This window comes from Collimonas sp. OK307 (assembly GCF_900113705.1).
GTDB lineage: Bacteria > Pseudomonadota > Gammaproteobacteria > Burkholderiales > Burkholderiaceae_D > Collimonas.
Map to the genome: position 1 here is coordinate 111,235 of NZ_FOQI01000004.1, position 13,449 is coordinate 124,683.

The following is a 13,449-nucleotide window of genomic DNA, read 5'->3' on the forward strand; positions in this document are numbered from 1 at the left end:
AATTGAGCGAAAACCAATGCCGGCGAAAGCTGGCTGGCGACAACAATGCATGTCAGGAAGTGTAGCCGAAAGCATGCAGAGCCGTGGCACGGCGAAATCACCAAGCCAGTCGTCGAGTGATCGTCGCAGCAATAAAAAAACCGCTCAACGAGCGGCTTCTTCTGAAGTAAATCAACGCTTATGCAGCTTTGCGCTTGGCGACTACTTTCTTGGGCGCTGCCTTTTTAGCGGCAGGTTTCTTGGCTGCGGGCTTCTTGGCTGCCGGCTTTTTCGCTACCACCGCCGCCTCGCCATCTTCCCCTTCGACTGCAGCCGCTTTTGCTTTGCCCTTGGCTGGCGCCTTGGCTTTGCGTTCTTCAAACTCGAAGCTGACCTTGCCATCCTTGCCCTTGACCAGGAAGGCTTTGAACGGACGCCGCGTACGCTGCGAAATGAAACCTGGCAGCAAATCGGTCTTGCCGTCGTTGAGCAGCTTGACCATTTGCTCCGGCAAGATCTCTTGCTGGAGAATGATGCGGCCGCTGCGGAAATCGCAAGCTTTCGGTTTGGCCACGGTTTTTTCGCAGACATAGGCCAAGCCCATTTCGTAGACGCCGCTGGCGCACTTCGGACATGGACCAAGCGCGGTCTGGCCGGTGAAATCCACACCCTCGCCATCTTCGCCTTCGCCGTCGTTCTGGCCGAAATCGAATTCAAGCTTGAAGTTCTTGATCTCTTCGTCGCGGCTGATTTTCAGGATAGCGGCAAACGGCCGGCCCATTTTCGAGCGGAACCCTTGCAGCGGACCGATGGTGCGCTTGGTCAGCAATTCCTCGACTTCAGGAATTTCAAACTGACGGCTACCCGGCGTCTTGCTCATCGAGAATTCGCATTTGGTACAGGCGAAGCGACGATAGTTTTCCTTGACCACGCTGCCGCAATTCGGACACGGCGCCAGCAAGGTCGCATAGTCGCCGGGGATCGTGTCGTTATCGTATTCCTTGGCGCGCTTGACGATGATCTGGGTCAGCTGCGCGATTTCGCGCATGAACTCTTCACGGCTAATGGTGCCGCGCTCGATCTGCGACAGCTTGTGTTCCCATTCGCCGGTCAGCTCTGGCTCGGTCAACTCGTCCACGCCGAGGCCGTGCAGCAAGGTCATCAACTGGAATGCCTTGGCGGTCGGTATCATTTCCCGGCCTTCACGCAGCAGGTACTTTTCGTTCAGCAAACCTTCGATGATGGCAGCGCGCGTGGCTGGCGTACCGAGGCCTTTGCCGGCCATGGCTTCACGCAGATCGCCATCGTCCAGCAATTTCCCCGCGCCTTCCATCGCCGACAGCAACGTCGCTTCAGTGTAGCGCGCAGGCGGCTTGGTGACCAGGCCGTTGGCGGTAATCTTGTCGGTCTTGACCTTTTCATCCTTGGCCACGGCAACCAGCGTGCCGCTGTTTTCCGGATCCTTTTCATCCGCGGCTTCCTTGCCGTAGATCGCCAGCCAGCCCGGATTCGTCATGACCTTGCCTTCAGTCTTGAACTGATGGCCGGACACTTCGGTGTAGCGGGTAGTTACCTGGAATTCGGCGGCCGGGAAAAATACTGCCATGAAACGGCGGGTAACCAGGTCGTACAGCTTCTGCTCCGGTTCCGACAAATTCTTCGGCGCCTGCGTTGTCGGGATGATCGCAAAGTGATCGCTGATCTTGGTGTTGTCGAAGATCCGCTTGTTCGGCTTGACCCAGCCCTTGTTCAGGATCTGTGCAGCGAACTGTTGATAGTTATTGTTCTCCGACACCGTTTCCAGCGTTTGCTTGACAGTGCTCAGGTAATCTTCCGGCAGGTGACGCGAGTCGGTACGCGGATAGGTAAGTACCTTGTGTTTTTCGTACAGCGCTTGCGCCAGGCCAAGCGTGTTCTTGGCGGAGAAGCCGAAGCGCGAGTTGGCTTCGCGCTGCAGGCTGGTCAGATCGAACAGTGCCGGCGCCATCGAGGTAGTCGGTTTCGACTCTTCGCGCACGTTGCCAAGCTTGCCGCGGCAGGCGGCAACGATAGATTCGGCGGCGGCTTTGCTCCACAGCCGTTCAGCACGTTTTTCCGGATCGGTTTCATCCTTCTTGTGCGCACTGTCGAGCCAGCGGCCTTCGTAAATACCGGCGGCGCAGACGAACTCTGCGCGCACTTCCCAGAAATCGCGCGATACGAATTTCTTGATCTTCTCTTCACGGTCGACCACGATCGACAAGGTCGGCGTTTGCACGCGGCCGACAGTGGTCAGGTAGAAACCGCCTTCTTTCGAATTGAAGGCAGTCATTGCACGCGTACCGTTGATGCCGATCAGCCAGTCGGCTTCGCTGCGACAGCGGGCAGCGTCGGCCAGCGGCAACATGTCCTTGTCTTCACGCAGATGAGTGAAACCGTCGCGTATCGCGCCCGGCGTCATCGATTGCAGCCAGAGCCGCTTGACCGGCTGCTTGGCTTTCGTATATTGCGCGATCAGGCGGAAAATCAGCTCGCCTTCACGCCCGGCGTCACAGGCGTTGATCAGTGCGGTGACATCCTTGCGCTTGATCAGCTTGTTGAGCACCTTGAGGCGCGACTCGGTCTTGGCAATCGGGTTCAGCGCGAAGTGCGGCGGAATCATCGGCAGATGGGTGAAAGTCCATTTGCCGCGCTTGACGTCGTATTCTTCAGGAACGGCGATTTCCAGCAGATGGCCGACCGCGGATGACAGGACGTATTCGTCGGATTCAAAGTACTCATCGTGCTTGGTGAAGCCGCCGAGCGTCTTCGCGATGTCGTTCGCGACAGATGGTTTCTCAGCAATGATGAGGGTCTTGCTCATAGTGTTGTCTCGAAAGTTACGCGCATCAAATTAAGGATAAAGAGCGCATGTTTTTGCTTTTGCACGTAAGTGGCAGTCTGTAAATTTAGTTGCCGACGGGAAATCTCCCGTAATATATCAGTAAACCCAGCAGCAAACCCATCAGCAAACTCGTTGCAGTAACTCGCAACAAATTTTCACAGCCTGCGCCGCATTAATGCGGCCAATGATAAGCGGGTTGTTGGAAAAATCGCAAGCGCCGTGACCTCGGTCTGGCCAGCCTGCGGCAGGTGTAAGCAGCGTTTAGTGCAGCTGGCGTGGCTCAGGATCGTCGTCTTCGTCGATAAACAGTTCATCGAACATCAAGCCGTCCGGCTCCTTGCCCTGGCTCCATAGCACCATCAACACGATCACCTTGAGTTTATCGAGCGGGACCGGCGTCTCGCTGACCGACAACGCGCGTTCAATGACAATCTCGCGTTGCACCGGGTTGAGCATCTTGGCCGACTCCAGGAACTGGATGAAACCAATCGCAGGAATACCCAGCACGTCGATTTCCTGCTGAGCATAAATGCGGATGCCAAAAGAAAAAGCGGTTTGCTGCGGGTATTTATCGGCGAACTCGTGGTTGGTTTCTGCCAGGTCGGTCAGCCAGCCGAGCGCCTTGGTGATTTCGTCTTCTTCAAAGCCGATGGCCGACAGCTTCTTGACCAAAGCCTCCGGTTCAGGACAGGCGTCGGGCCGATAATAAGTTTCATACAGATAAACAAGGACTTCAAACATGGTTCTACTGTATCGCTAAGGTAAGAATATGACAAGGTAAGACAGGTAAAGTACGACGGTAACCGTGAAAACAACGACAAACTGGGGCTTCCGACCGTCCTGTATACGTATACAAGTATCGCAGGATTTATGCAATGCTGCCCGAATCAGCCGATACGGCGATAAATTCCACCGGGCAAAACTTCAATCAGTCCAGCCAGTTCCAGCTCAAGCAACTGGCCGTTCAGGCTGCCAGCGTCGTTGCCGCTGCGCTCCGCCAGAACGTCGAAACTGACCGGATCATACCCGAGTACGGCAAGTAACCCCTGCAACTCCTGATTGGTGCCACCGACAGCCTCGGCAACCGGTGTCGCTGCAACAATGGCCTCCACTCCGTGCAAAGGCCTCAGCTCTTCCAGGATATCCTGCGCCGACTCCACCAGCTTGGCCCCCTGCTTGATCAGTTGATGGCAGCCTTTGGACAACGGCGAGTGAATCGAACCGGGAATCGCGAACACATCGCGCCCCTGCTCGGCCGCCATCCTGGCAGTGATCAGCGAGCCGGACTGCGCTGCGGCTTCAACCACCAGCACACCGCGCGCCAGGCCCGAAATGATGCGGTTGCGGCGCGGGAAATTGGCAGCGATGCCGGGCATCCCCAGCGGATACTCGCTGACGATGCAGCCGGCCTCGGCAATCTGATGCGCCAGGCCGCGATTGCGCGCCGGATAAACAATATCGGCGCCAGTACCGATTACCGCTACGGTGCTACCGCCGTCAGGATTGCCTGCTGCACCGCGTAAAGCACCTTGGTGCGCAGCAGCGTCGACTCCCAGAGCCATGCCGGAGATGATGGTCAGCCCGCGCTGACTGAGGATTTCAGCGAAACGATCGGCGTTGGCGATGCCCTGAGCTGTAGCGTTGCGACTGCCGACGACGGCCATGGCCGGCCGCGCCAGCAATTCGGCGCGCCCCTTCACATACAGCATGAGCGGTGGATCGGTGATATCCAGCAAGGCTTGCGGATAGGCGCTGTCGGCCAAGGTGAATAACTGATTACCGGGTTGCTGCAGCCATTCGAGCGTCCGTGCCGTCAGTGCCAGGACAGCGTCCGAAGGTGCCGCCAGCAAGGCGTAGGCAATCCGCTCCGGCACGACTTTGTGCAAGGCCGAAAAGGAAGATGAAAAAATGTTTGCGGGTAAGCCGAAGGCAACCAGCAGCCGACGTGCGGTTTCCGCGCCGACACCGGCAGTCTGCTCGAGACGCAACCAGGCTGCCAGTTCGTCTACATCGATTGCATTGGTTGCAGCGGAAGGGCGGCGGTTTATACCGCCGCCATCGTCATGAAGATTATCTTTATTAACAGCAATTACCTTTATTCTGGCGATCTGGCGATGTCACCAATATCGACCGCGTTCTGTACTTCCATGATCAAGCCATACGAAATATGGTTGAACACGCGGAAAATGAACAGGGTACCGTATTGTTCGTCCGGCAGCTTGACCTTGTTGTTATGATCGTCCGGATCCTTAATGGTTTTACCGAAACGGTACAGTTGCAGCACCGTGCCGATATCGATATTGTCAGCCTTGCCGCGGTTGATGGTCAGGATCTGGTTCTGCGCAGCAGTTGCCACGCCACCATAGACCGAGACCACTCGGGCGTTGACTGTGCTGGCCGGTGCATGCGGCACATAATTCAGGATCGGTTCGACCGGCCGTGGAATGATGCGATCGCCAACTTGCATTTCTTCCTTGGTGTCGACCACGCTGAATGTCGCTGCCTCGTCAGGAGTCTTGCCTCTGCGCTCCAGTTTCAGGGTACCGAGGTACAGCGCTTCATTGGCGATGACCTTGCCGGTATCCGGATCCTTGAGCGGATTGCCGGGACGGAAAACCTGGAACGCAGAAGCGTCGCCCAAATCTCCACGTACATAGGCTTTATCACTCTTACCCAGATTCAGATGGCCATCCTGGACCGCCACGATATGCGGTGCAGTGTGCAGATCATCGCCTTCAATGATCAGCGGTTGCGACAGGAACGGGCCGATGGCATCGGTTGAAATGGCGGTGATCGCATCGCGTCCGATACCTTGCACGCGGGTTTGCGGCGACAATTTCACTAGGCCGGGTTCGCCGCTGGTGGTATTACCAAGGCGCAGACGGCCGTTGGCGCGGTCGAAATAAACGATCTGGCCTGGATAGATCCAGTGCGGATTGCGGATCTGGTCCTGGTTCAAGCCCCATACTTGCGGCCAGCACCACGGATGCTGCAAGAATTTCCCGGAAATTCCCCACAGCGTATCGCCGCGCACCACTACATGCTGATCCGGAGCGTTGGCTAAAAATTCACAACGCATGGTCTTGGCGGCTTGGGCGTGAGCCATGCCAGAGAAGCCAAATCCGGTGCTTAAAGCAAGAAGGAGTGCAGCTGTGCTAAACTTTTTCATATTGTTTCCGGTGGATACTGCGTTAAATTGGCGCTTACAAGCTGGTTCGTCGCCACGGCTGTGATCGAGGCAAAGCAAAAAACTTGCCATAGTGAATCAAATTTTGCCCATAATCGATTGAACTAGCAAGAGAAACCCCCTTCCAAATCGCCTAAATTGTTACGTAACCTTGTATGTCTTTATTAAATATCCTGCGCTACCCTGACGCTCGTTTGCACAAAATTGCCAAACCAGTGACAGTTTTTGACACTCGGCTCAAAAAATTGATCGCCGACATGGCTGAGACCATGTACGAAGCGCCTGGTGTCGGCCTGGCTGCCTCGCAAGTCGATGTCCATGAACAACTGGTGGTCATCGATACATCCGATACCGGCAACGACTTGCGCGTTTTCATCAATCCGCAGATTCTCTGGGCTAGCGAAGAAAAACAGATTTACGACGAAGGCTGCCTGTCGGTGCCTGGCGTCTACGACGGCGTCGAACGCCCGGCGCGGGTCAAGGTGCGCGCACTGGATGCCGACGGCAAACCGTTTGAAGTCGACGCCGATGGCTTGCTGGCGGTATGTATCCAGCATGAGATGGATCACTTGATGGGCAAGGTATTCGTTGAATACCTGTCGCCTTTGAAGCGCAACCGGATCAAGGCCAAGATGCTCAAGGAAGAACGCGAGCAGAAGCGCGACAAGCAATACGCTACCAGATAAGCATCTTTCCCATGTTGCGGGACAAACTGCAAGAAGCGCCTGGCGACTCTTGCAGTTTGTCCCGCGATCGTTTTTGGCCTCCTGCTGTACTATCGCCCCATGAAAATCATCTTCGCCGGTACCCCCGAATTCGCCGCCGTGGCGCTCAAAGCCTTACACGAAGCCGGTCATCAGATTCCGCTGGTGCTGACCCAGCCAGACCGCCCGGCGGGCCGCGGCATGCAACTGCATGCATCGCCGGTCAAACAATTTGCATTGGAACATCAGATACCGGTAGCGCAACCGGTCTCGCTGCGGCTGGACGGCAAGTACCCCGAGATAGCCAGGGAAGCGCATGAACTGCTGCAGGCGACGCCACACGACATCATGGTGGTGGCCGCTTACGGCCTGATCCTGCCGCTCAGTGTGTTGAACATCCCGCCGCTCGGCTGCCTCAACATCCACGGTTCGCTGCTGCCGCGTTGGCGCGGCGCCGCCCCTATCCACAGGGCGATTGAAACCGGCGACAGCGAGACCGGCATCACCATCATGCAGATGGATCAAGGGCTGGATACCGGCGCCATGTTGCTGATCGAGAAAATGGCGATCAGCGACGACGACACCACCGGCACCCTGCATGACAAGATGGCAAAACTCGGTGGCGACATGATTGTCGAAGCACTGCGTCGCCTGGAGCAAAACGCCCTGCCGGCAACGCCGCAACCGGAGCAAGGCGTAACCTATGCCGCCAAGATCAGCAAGGAAGAAGCCGCCCTCGATTTCACACTGCCAGCCGATGCGCTGGAGCGCAAGATACGCGCATTCAATCCGTTCCCTGCTGCCTCAGCCGCGTTCGCTGGAGTCACTTTGAAATTGTGGCAGGCAAAAGTAGTTGCCTCGGATGGCAAGCACGCGCCGGGAACGATCATCAGCGCCGATCCGCAAGATGGCGTGATCGTGGCTTGCGGCAGCGACGCATTGCGTATTACAGAATTGCAGAAACCGGGCGGCAAGCGCCTGCCGGTGGCTGAGTTCTTAAAGGCGTTCCCGATGCAGGGCGGGAAATTCGACTAGGCGATTTCAGTTAAGCGATCAACACGCATTCCAAATTTTGAGCGCCGCGCCAGGCTGTATGCGGCGCCAATGTAATTGGATGTTCAACCGTGGCAGCCTCGATACACACGAAGTGCCGATAAGAATCCAGCTTCAGATCGGCAATTTGCTCGCAGCCGTTTTCCCACGGATTCCACACCACCGCATCGGCAAACCCGGTCTGGGTTGCAATCATGCTTTGCTTGCGGCCACCTAGGGTAATCGGTTTATCGACTGCAAAATAAACCCGGTCGACCTCCTTGGTGATATGCAGGACTTCTTCATCCGCAATCTTGATACGGCGGTTGTCGACAGAGTCGCGATAGCGATAGCCTTTGAGGCCGTACACTGCGGCATCGGTAATATCTGCATTCAAGTAGGTATGCAAGGCACAGGTGAATTCGAAAGGCTGATCGCCATTATTCGTCACCGTCAGCTCGCTATTCAACATCTCACCGGAAAATTGCACGCGCAATTCGAGCGCAAACGCGTGTGAAAATACCAGCCGGGTTTTCTCTGAATCGGCCAGGCCGAGGCGAATCAGCCCGCTGCCGTCTATCTGGCGCGAAGATTCCAGCAAGGTCCAGGCGCTGGTGCGTGCAAAACCATGCTTGGGCAATGGCCCTTCGCTGGCGAATTGCGGAAAAATCACCGGAATGCCGCCGCGGATGGCGCTGTCGCTAAGCCATGAATTCAACGGGCTCATGAACAAACGTTCGACGCCATCCGGTGTACGCCAGGAACAGACATGGCCGCCATGCAGCGTCACTCCCACCTGCGCGCCGTCGGCGGCAGTTGCAATGATGAAATCGTCGGTTGCTTGCAGATTTTCTGAATTTGGCAAAATCGTGTCTCCTGTGGCTAGGGCATATTATGCACCCGCTTGCGGCACCCGCTTGCCGCAAGCGAGTGCACTATATCGACTTGGGAACCCGAACGGCGAGACTGATGCCGTGCTGCGTAAAGCCGAAATTTTCATAGAAGCGATGCGCGTCCATACGCTTCAGATTGGACGACAGCGCAATCTTGTAACAACCTGCCTCGCCAGCAATCCGCACGGCATGATCCAGCATCACGCTACCGATACCCTGCCCCCGGCATGCGCGGCTGATGACGACGGCATCCATCACGGCCTGCTGTGTACCTTCATGGGTCAGGCTGCAAAAAGCCAGGAGACTGAAAGTGCCCACCGCCACGTCGTCGGCATAGACCAGGAATGCCCGGAAATACGGATAGGCAGCCATCCTGGCCATGATCTGGCGGGCGCCGGCAGCGTCCAGCGTGGCGCGCGTCGGTTCATCGTCCATCTCGGCCAGCAGCGCTACCAGGGTCTCGGCGTCGTCAGGGGTAGCCTGGCGCACGGTAACAGTAGCGCGTGGCAAAGGATGATCGGAAGCGGTGGCAGTCATGGGTCTTTACTCCGTGTCGGATTGATTCGAGAGGATAAAGACTATACCGAAAATTCCGCGGATAGAAAAATGGCGCGACCAGCCTGCGACAAATCGCAGGCTGCGCGCCAATCATGTATACGAAAACAGAATGAATTACTTAGATGAAGAGCTTGCGCAAACGCGATGACATCAGATCAATCACGCTTACTGCAACCACGATCATGATCAGCACGGAACAAGTCTGGGCATATTCGAAGCTGCGGATCACTTCCCACAGAATCACGCCGATGCCACCGGCGCCGACCATGCCGACCACCGTCGCCGAACGGACATTGGCTTCGAAACGATATAGCACGTAGGAAATCCATAAAGGCATCACCTGCGGCAGCACTCCGTAGACGATTTCTTCCAGCGCATTGGCGCCGGTAGCGCGTATCCCTTCGACCGGCTGCGGGTCGATAGCTTCGACCGCTTCCGAGAACAGCTTGGACAAAGTCCCGGTAGTCGCCACAAACAGTGCCAGCACGCCGGCAAACGGGCCCAGGCCAACCGCCACCACGAACAGCATTGCAAACACCATTTCGTTGATTGCGCGTGCCGCATCCATCAAGCGGCGCACCGGCTGGTTGACCCAGGCCGGAGCGATATTGGAAGATGCCAGCAAGCCGCATGGCACCGCGCACACCACCGCCAGCGCCGTACCCCAGACCGCGATTTGTATGGTTACCAGCAATTCTTGCAGGTAGGTACGCCAATCGTGGAAATCAGGCGGGAAGAAACTGGCGGCGTAAATACCCATGTTGCCGCCGTCGCGCAACAACTCGAGCGGGCGCATGTCGGCGCCCTTCCACGATGCGATCAGGACTGCCAGCAACACGCCCCAGAACAAGGTCCGGCCAATCGGTTGCTTGGGCGGTAAAGGGAGCGTGTTTTGCATTTTCAGAGATACAGGACTTGTCATTGCTTAGGATTTGGCCAGGTCGGACAATTTACGGTTGATGTCGTCCAGCTTGGCTTTCTTGTCTTCGGCGCTCAGGTTAGCATCCGACTCCAGCTTGCCTTTTTGCTTGAACAGCTCCAGCTGACGGATAGGGGTCAGCTGAGCGTCGCTGGAAGCTTCAAAACCGCTGTAATTCAGCTTGGCCAGTTGCGCCTTTTCCTGCGCTGCGTTAGGGCCGGTCTTGCCGTAGGTGACGAAGAAATTCTTGACCTTGGCTTTGACGTCTGCCGACAGGTCTTTACGCCATACCAGCGGATCGGCTGCGATCAACGGCGATTTCCAGACAATCCGGACTTCCTTGGCAACTGCTGGCTGACGCTCTTCGATCCGGTCCATGGTGTCCGAGGCGAACACGGCTGCATCGATCTGCTTGTTGGCGATTGCCAGGATATTGGCTTCGTGGTTGGAAGTGCGGATCACTTTAAACGCCGTCTTCGAATCGACGTTGTTTTTGGCGAAAATGTAATAGCTAGGCACCAGGAAACCGGAAGTCGAGTTCGGATCGCCGATACCGAAGGTCAAATTCTTCGAATTTTTCAAGATGTCTTCGATGCTCTTGTTCGGGCTGTCTTTTTGCACGCCGACCAGGCTGTAGTAACCAGCGCTGCCATCCGGATTCAGCACGTGTGCAAACACTTCGCCGCTGGCACGGTCAACTGCTTCCATCGCCGACTTGTTGCCGAACCAGCCCATCTGCACTTTACCGAAGCGCATGCCTTCGATAATGCCGGCGTAGTCGGACGCGAAGAAGCCGTTGACCTTGATGCCTGTGCGCTTGCTTAACTCATCCAGCACCGGCTGCCAGTCTTGCTTCAGGTTTTTCGACGATTCTGTCGAAATAATGCCGAAGTTCAATTCTTTGACGTCGTCGGCATGGGCTACGGAAGCCGTCGCTGCCAGCATTGCCACTGTCATTGCGGCGCCGGAAAATAATTTTGCAAACATGATGTGAAACTCCTGAGTGTTTGGTATGGCTGATAGGGATGACGATCGGGGTAACGATAGGTATAAAGTTCAATGACAGAATGTACGTTCAGGCCGCGACTGCCAGCGCCGGTACACTATCGAACGGCGTTGGTACTGCTACTGCGGGCCGGGTCAGGCTATTGGAGCCGCCCAGGATGTCTTCTGCTTCACTGCCGTACAACTCGCGCAGCATTGGCTCCGTCAAGGCACTGGACGGGCCGTCGTACACCACGCGGCCTTTGTGCAGCGCCACAGTACGCGGACAAAAACGCAAGGCCACATCAACCTGATGCAGCGACACGATGACCGTGCTGCCATCACGCTGGTTAACGTCGGCCAGCGTTTGCATGACGCGCCGCGCCGATTCCGGATCCAGCGAAGCAATCGGCTCGTCGGCCAGCACCACACGTGCCTTCTGCACGATGGTGCGGGCGATTGCAGCCCGTTGCTGCTGGCCGCCGGAGAGTGCCGAAGCGCGTTTGTAGGCGTGGTCGGAAATGCCAACCCGCGCCAACGCTTCCAGGCCCAGCGCTTTCTCCTCGGCTGTGAATATTTTGAAGCAGCTGCGCCAGAGCGGCATGCGTGACAGGCCGCCGGTCAACACATTGGTCAACACCGGCAAGCGGCCGACCAGATTGAATTGCTGAAAGACGAAACCGACGTTGGCCCGCACTGCACGGATATTGCGATCGACGACACCATCCTTCTGCACCGCATTGCCATCGATGGAGATTGTTCCACCGCTGTTATCTGCAGCCATCAGCCCGGAAATATGTCGCAAAAGAGTCGATTTCCCAGAACCGGATGCACCGATCAATGCCACCATCTCGCCTTGGGCGAAACGCAGACTGACGTTGTCCAATGCGCGAAAACCGCCGCGAAACGTCTTTGACAAACCTTTGATTTCAACCATGATATTTACCGCCATTGCGCTTTTGAATGGCCGAAGTATTGCGGTCAAATATGTCAGGCGTATGAAGTTTCTGTGACCATTCGGTTACAACAAACCAAGGCGAACATCTAGAGCAAGCGTATTCAAGCCCGCTTTTTACATACTATTACTGGCTTGCAATGGAATGCTTTGTTGAACAACTACAGGACACGGCCGGATCGGCTGTATAGGAAGCGCACCGCCATCACTGGCATGTGGCTGGATTGATAACGCCGTGCGATCTAACGCTGGACGATGATTGGCGCAGCGCTGGTGCGTTGCCGGATCTGTTGCAGGACGCTGTCGGCGTCAACCCGACTGGTGTATGGGCCGGCATATAAACGATACAAGCCATTCACCGCAATGCTGTCAAGTGAAGTGACCAGCCCCGACAACTCCTGCATCAGGCGGGCGCGGGCGCCGTCGGCATTGGCTTGCTGCGAATATGCCCCGAACTGCAGGTAAAACCCGGCGGCCAGCGAATTACTGTTGCCGGCGGCCGCGCTTGCACTTGGTGTCTGCACCTGCGGCTCCGGACTGATCAGCAGCGGTTGTGCAGTCAACACCGGCATATCGACCGCTTCGGTAGTCACTGTGGCGGCGGCCGTGTTGTCCCTGGGCGGCTCGCTCCTGGTCGGTGCCGGTGCCGGTGCGGGCGACGTCGCGGCCTGCGATGCCGGCGCGTTGCCGCGCTGTTTATTGATAGCTTCAATATCTGCCGGCAGCAAACGCTCCACTTCCAGCTGGCTGCTGCCGCTGCCCAGATACCCCAGTTTCAGCGCAGCGGTATAAGACAGGTCGATAATACGGCTTGAGTGAAACGGCCCGCGGTCATTGACCCGCACGATCACTTGCGCGCCGGTTTTCAGGTTAGTCACCCGGGCATAGGACGGAATCGGCAAGGTTGGATGGGCGGCTGTCATCTTGTACATATCGTACAATTCGCCGGAAGATGTCTTTTGCTTATGGAATTTCTTGCCGTACCAGCTGCCGACGCCGCGTTGCTTGAACGGCTGGTCGTCTGTCAACGGGGTGTAAGTCTTGCCAAACACGACATACGGCTTGTTGCCTGTGCGCGAGTAGGGTTCAACAACGGGAATCGCATCCGGGGTATCCAGCAGCCCTTCCGGCGTGGCGTCGCCCGGGCCGTCATCCTTGTAGTAGCCGCCGCGCCCGGAGCCTGCTGGTGGCAGCGCGGGTACGTTACGGCCGGCAGTTTTACCGGCGGATCCTGACTGGACCGGCGCCGACGGCGTCGAAGATGTTTGTGGCGAGGTGCCACAGCCGGCCAGAATCAGCGACAGCAGCAAGGCCCCGGAATATGTAACAACGTTGTAGCAGCGGACTTTGCCGCTTTGCTTGCCTACCATGCACT

General features: G+C 56.8%; 12 protein-coding genes. 2 read left to right on the forward strand and 10 right to left on the reverse strand.

Features of this window, described 5'->3' with window-relative positions:
• Positions 1-178: 178 nt before the first annotated feature.
• The 4 genes from BM205_RS07550 to BM205_RS07565 all read right to left on the reverse strand — a co-directional run bounded on the left by BM205_RS07550 (position 179) and on the right by BM205_RS07565 (position 6,011).
• The gene (locus BM205_RS07550) at positions 179-2,821 is read right to left on the reverse strand and encodes a DNA topoisomerase III (protein ID WP_092413910.1); all 2,643 of its coding nucleotides are present in this window, start codon (positions 2,819-2,821) and stop codon (positions 179-181) included.
• A 282-nt stretch (positions 2,822-3,103) separates the two neighbouring features.
• The gene (locus tag BM205_RS07555; RefSeq protein ID WP_092413911.1) at positions 3,104-3,583 is read right to left on the reverse strand and encodes a Smg family protein; all 480 of its coding nucleotides are present in this window, start codon (positions 3,581-3,583) and stop codon (positions 3,104-3,106) included.
• A gap of 146 nt (positions 3,584-3,729) precedes the next feature.
• Positions 3,730-4,830 (reverse strand): DNA-processing protein DprA, encoded by a 1,101-nt coding sequence (gene dprA / locus BM205_RS07560; protein WP_371326467.1) that lies wholly within the window; start codon positions 4,828-4,830, stop codon positions 3,730-3,732.
• 107 nt (positions 4,831-4,937) lie between these two features.
• A complete protein-coding gene (locus tag BM205_RS07565; protein WP_092413913.1) occupies positions 4,938-6,011 on the reverse strand; it encodes a LysM peptidoglycan-binding domain-containing protein in 1,074 nt (357 codons plus the stop codon).
• Positions 6,012-6,184: 173 nt separating this feature from the next.
• On the opposite strand from BM205_RS07565, the gene def reads away from it, so the two are divergent.
• Together def and fmt are read left to right on the forward strand one after the other, a co-directional pair.
• A complete protein-coding gene (gene def / locus BM205_RS07570; protein ID WP_092413914.1) occupies positions 6,185-6,715 on the forward strand; it encodes a peptide deformylase in 531 nt (176 codons plus the stop codon).
• Positions 6,716-6,814: 99 nt separating this feature from the next.
• Complete coding sequence (gene fmt, locus BM205_RS07575; RefSeq protein WP_092413915.1) at positions 6,815-7,768, forward strand: methionyl-tRNA formyltransferase; 954 nt, start codon at positions 6,815-6,817, stop codon at positions 7,766-7,768.
• A gap of 10 nt (positions 7,769-7,778) precedes the next feature.
• Here fmt and BM205_RS07580 read toward each other — a convergent pair whose 3' ends face one another.
• The 6 genes from BM205_RS07580 to BM205_RS07605 all read right to left on the reverse strand — a co-directional run bounded on the left by BM205_RS07580 (position 7,779) and on the right by BM205_RS07605 (position 13,444).
• Positions 7,779-8,630 carry a D-hexose-6-phosphate mutarotase gene (locus BM205_RS07580; protein WP_175511203.1) on the reverse strand — a complete coding sequence of 284 codons (852 nt, stop codon included), beginning with the start codon at positions 8,628-8,630 and terminating at the stop codon, positions 7,779-7,781.
• A gap of 70 nt (positions 8,631-8,700) precedes the next feature.
• Positions 8,701-9,195, reverse strand: coding sequence for a GNAT family N-acetyltransferase (locus tag BM205_RS07585; RefSeq protein ID WP_092413917.1), 495 nt, complete (start codon positions 9,193-9,195; stop codon positions 8,701-8,703).
• A gap of 139 nt (positions 9,196-9,334) precedes the next feature.
• Complete coding sequence (phnE, locus tag BM205_RS07590; protein ID WP_254783790.1) at positions 9,335-10,114, reverse strand: phosphonate ABC transporter, permease protein PhnE; 780 nt, start codon at positions 10,112-10,114, stop codon at positions 9,335-9,337.
• A gap of 27 nt (positions 10,115-10,141) precedes the next feature.
• Positions 10,142-11,122 (reverse strand): phosphonate ABC transporter substrate-binding protein, encoded by a 981-nt coding sequence (gene phnD / locus BM205_RS07595; RefSeq protein WP_092413919.1) that lies wholly within the window; start codon positions 11,120-11,122, stop codon positions 10,142-10,144.
• A gap of 88 nt (positions 11,123-11,210) precedes the next feature.
• Positions 11,211-12,056 carry a phosphonate ABC transporter ATP-binding protein gene (gene phnC, locus BM205_RS07600; RefSeq protein WP_254783791.1) on the reverse strand — a complete coding sequence of 282 codons (846 nt, stop codon included), beginning with the start codon at positions 12,054-12,056 and terminating at the stop codon, positions 11,211-11,213.
• Positions 12,057-12,316: 260 nt separating this feature from the next.
• Positions 12,317-13,444: a septal ring lytic transglycosylase RlpA family protein gene (locus BM205_RS07605; RefSeq protein WP_092413921.1), complete on the reverse strand. Its 1,128-nt coding sequence runs from the start codon at positions 13,442-13,444 to the stop codon at positions 12,317-12,319.
• Positions 13,445-13,449 lie beyond the last annotated feature (5 nt).